General features: G+C 41.2%; 4 protein-coding genes. 3 read left to right on the top strand and 1 reads right to left on the bottom strand.

Annotated elements, in window-relative coordinates; genetic code table 11:
• The 3 genes from ACU0NF_RS11815 to ACU0NF_RS11805 form a co-directional block, all read left to right on the top strand.
• Nucleotides 1–1,250 (top strand): ISNCY family transposase (locus ACU0NF_RS11815; RefSeq protein ID WP_445661237.1); only part of this gene is annotated, 1,250 nt, incomplete at its 5' end.
• A 122-nt stretch (nt 1,251–1,372) separates the two neighbouring features.
• Nucleotides 1,373–1,675, top strand: coding sequence for a type II toxin-antitoxin system RelE/ParE family toxin (locus ACU0NF_RS11810; RefSeq protein WP_000286964.1), 303 nt, complete (start codon nt 1,373–1,375; stop codon nt 1,673–1,675).
• Nucleotides 1,676–1,957, top strand: a complete 282-nt coding sequence (locus tag ACU0NF_RS11805; RefSeq protein WP_000985610.1) for an addiction module antidote protein — start codon at nt 1,676–1,678, stop codon at nt 1,955–1,957.
• A gap of 69 nt (nt 1,958–2,026) precedes the next feature.
• Here the strand turns inward: ACU0NF_RS11805 and ACU0NF_RS11800 are convergent, their stop codons facing one another.
• Nucleotides 2,027–3,160 (bottom strand): IS4 family transposase, encoded by a 1,134-nt coding sequence (locus ACU0NF_RS11800; RefSeq protein WP_004647387.1) that lies wholly within the window; start codon nt 3,158–3,160, stop codon nt 2,027–2,029.
• Between the last annotated feature and the right edge of the window lie 218 nt (nt 3,161–3,378).

Below are 3,378 nucleotides of genomic sequence, written 5' to 3'. Positions count from 1 at the left end.
CTGCAGAAATCCTGAATCTTTCAACCCGTCAAATTACCCGGTTATTGCAGAAGCTCAATCAAGATGGTGTTTCAGGTCTGGCGCATGCCAGTCGTGGTCAACCTGGCCATCGTCGCCATGATGAGTTATTAAAATCAAAATGTCTTTCCATTATTTCTGAACATCTGCTGGGCTTTGGACCCACCTTGGCGCATGAGAAGCTCAGCAGCATGTTTGCCCTAGATATTCCGGTAGAAACGCTTCGGCGTTGGATGACAGCCAATGACCTGTGGATTCCACGAGCTAAACGCCAGAAACGTCCATACCAGCCACGCTATAACCGTGATTGTTTCGGCGAACTGATTCAAATTGATGGCTCATATCATGATTGGTTTGAAGGACGTGCTGGCAAATGCTGTTTATTGGTCTATATCGATGATGCTACCGGCAAGCTGTTGCATCTACGCTTTTGTGAGGCTGAAACGACCTTTGACTATATGCTTTCAACCCGAGCCTACATTGAGCAATACGGCAAGCCCTTGGCCTTTTATAGCGATAAACACTCGGTATTTAGAGTCAACCAGAAATCCAGGCAAGACAGCCAGATCACGCAATTTGGGCGGATTCTGAATGAGTTAAACATTGATATTATCTTCGCCAACTCACCGCAGGCCAAAGGCCGCGTAGAACGTGCCAACCGAACCCTTCAGGACCGTCTGATCAAGGAGATGCGCCTGGAAGGAATCGGTTCGATTGCTGAAGCCAATGCATGGCTACCCTGCTTTATTGAGCATTTCAATCAGAAGTTCGCCAAATGTGCGAGAAACTCAAAGAACTTACATCGGCCATTAACCGAATCTCATCTTGAACTGGATGATATTTTTACCTGGCAGGAACCGCGTAAGGTCACCAAGAACCTGATGATTACCTATGACAAATGTATTTATCTGCTTGAACCGACAGAGCTGAATCATAAGCTTGCTGGGCAATACATTTCATTTCTGGAGTATCCGGATGGCACTGTGGCCCTCATGCATGAAGGACGAAAGCTCAACTACAGCATCTTCAATAAATTGGCTGGGCTACAGCAAAATGAGATTGTTGAGAATAAACGGTTAGGTTCAGTCCTGGCGCATATCCAGCAACAACATGAAGAATTGGAGAAACAGAATAAACGTTCCCGTGCCAAGAAAAGTATGCCGAGCCGTAAAGCTCAGAAAGCTGTTATTGAACAAAGAAATTTAAATCCTGTGCTTGACTCTTGTGGTTAAAAACAGGACATTTTAAATGGTTTATCGCATAGACATTTCTACTTGGGAATAACATCTGTTGTAGCCCCATACATTCAAGTTTATTTCTTGCATAAATGTATCCCATAGGATACATTATTCTTATGTACTCAATATATACCACTGAAGTCTTTGATGACTGGTTTACTAAGTTAAAAGACCAGCAGGCAAAAAGACGTATACAAGTCCGAATTGATCGGGTTGAAGATGGAAACTTTGGAGATACTGAACCAGTCGGTGAAGGTGTCTCTGAATTACGTTTCTTCTTTGGACCTGGCTACAGGATCTATTACTGTAAGCAAGGGCAAAGGGTCGTTATTCTTTTAGCAGGCGGAGACAAGTCTACGCAAAGTAAAGATATAAAACTTGCCCTACAATTAGCACAAGATTTAGAGGAGGAGCTGTAAATGGCTATCAAACTTCGTAAATGGGACAGTGCTGAGCATCTTAAAACAGAAGAAGATATGCAAGCTTACCTACAAGCCTGTATCGATGAATCTAATGGTGATGCGGCATTCATTGCAAAAGCTTTAGGTAATATTGCTAAAGCTAAAGGAATGGCTCAATTATCAAGAGACACTGGTTTAGGTCGAGAAAGTCTTTATAAAGCACTTTCTGGCGATGTAAATCCAAGCTTTGATACTGTTATTAAAGTCGTAAAAGCACTGAATTTACGCTTAGCAATTTAAAAAAAAACTAGTAAAAAAGGGAGCTTAAAGCTCACTGCTGTCCCACAATTTTTACAAGAGGAAGCTCATTTAAGCTTCCTCTTGTTTGATGGGGACTTTATCGGGTGAAAATAACGCTTTTAAGGTTTTTATTTCAAATAAATTCACTTGAATTATTCTGAGTAAGCGCTGAACTGTCCAGCCTTTTTTCCCTAAATGTTGAGCGAAACTTACCAGTAAATAGGCGATCATCGCAATCCAGATTTGCGTCTGAATGGCGTTCTTGCTTCGGCCTAAAAAGGCTTTTAATTTCAGGTTCTGTTTAATCGCTTTAAAGAACAATTCAACTTTCCAGCGGTCTTTGTAAATCGCTGCAATGGTAGAGGCAGCTAGATGAAAGTTATTGCTGAGAAAGCTAAAGTGCTTGCCACTTTGCTGATCTCTATATTCAATTCTTCTTAATACGGGGGCTTTTCTTTTTAGGGCATGTGCGCTATTTAGCTGAATGGTTTCATCTTTTAGAATGCCTTTGGATTCAAGCACGGGATGTTGCTGGATCACCTGATACACCGATTTAGGTCTAAAACGTGTCACAAAGCTAACGTTTTGAGCGCTTAGATTCGCATACCATTGATAATCGACATAGCCTTTATCAAAGACCACAATGCTGCCAGCAGGAAACTGGAATTTTCGGCCTTGTAACATGTCATTTTCTTTACCATTTTCAACTGCAATAAACTCAGGAATATCATTGCTGTGATTCAATCCTATGCTGAGTTTCATGCTGGCTTTTGAGTCGTGAACTTTGGCCCATTCACATAAGGAAAGCGACAGGTCAATATGACTGGCATCCAGGGAATATAATGGATTCTTAAAGCGAAATTTATGGGCTACTTTTGAGTGTTCATAGTATTTAAGCAACTTGTAAAAGAGCTGTTGATACAAGGCAGCAGGCTGCTGCTCATTGATTCGTGCCAGTGTACTTCGGGGAATAGACTTTGCTCCGAAATGACTCAGTTTGTCCTGTTGGCACTCCAGATTGGATTGAATATCTCTCAGACTTTGCCTGCAGGAAAGTTGAGACATCAAGATGGCAATAAACTGATCCCATCTTGAAGCCGCTCTAAATTTCTGTCCAACATGGTGTACTTTAGCAAGTTGCTCAAAATCCTGTCGCACGACGGGTTTAATAAGCTGATGAAATACGGTATTCTGATGTGACAAAACCTGAATCCTGGTCGTTAAAGTGTTTGTTTGCACTCATATTTTAACGATTTGGACTCAGGTTTTTTATTTAAATCAAACTATGGGACAGCAGTGGCTTAAAGCTCCCTTTTTCATGTTATTCACCAATTAAAATGTCTATGCGATAAACCATTTAAAATGTCCTGTTTTTAACCACAAGAGTCAAGCACAGGATTTAAATTTCTTTGTTCAATAAC

It is taken from the genome of Acinetobacter sp. F16, assembly GCF_052712855.1.
Note: the sequence above shows the minus strand (reverse complement) of the source record. Positions and strands in the feature narration are given on the sequence as shown.

Bases quoted from the DNA above. Each gene is read 5' to 3' on its own strand.
- ACU0NF_RS11810 (WP_000286964.1), top strand. From the start codon at position 1,373: ATGTACTCAATATATACCACTGAAGTCTTTGATGACTGGTTTACTAAG.
- ACU0NF_RS11805 (WP_000985610.1), top strand. From the start codon at position 1,676: ATGGCTATCAAACTTCGTAAATGGGACAGTGCTGAGCATCTTAAAACA.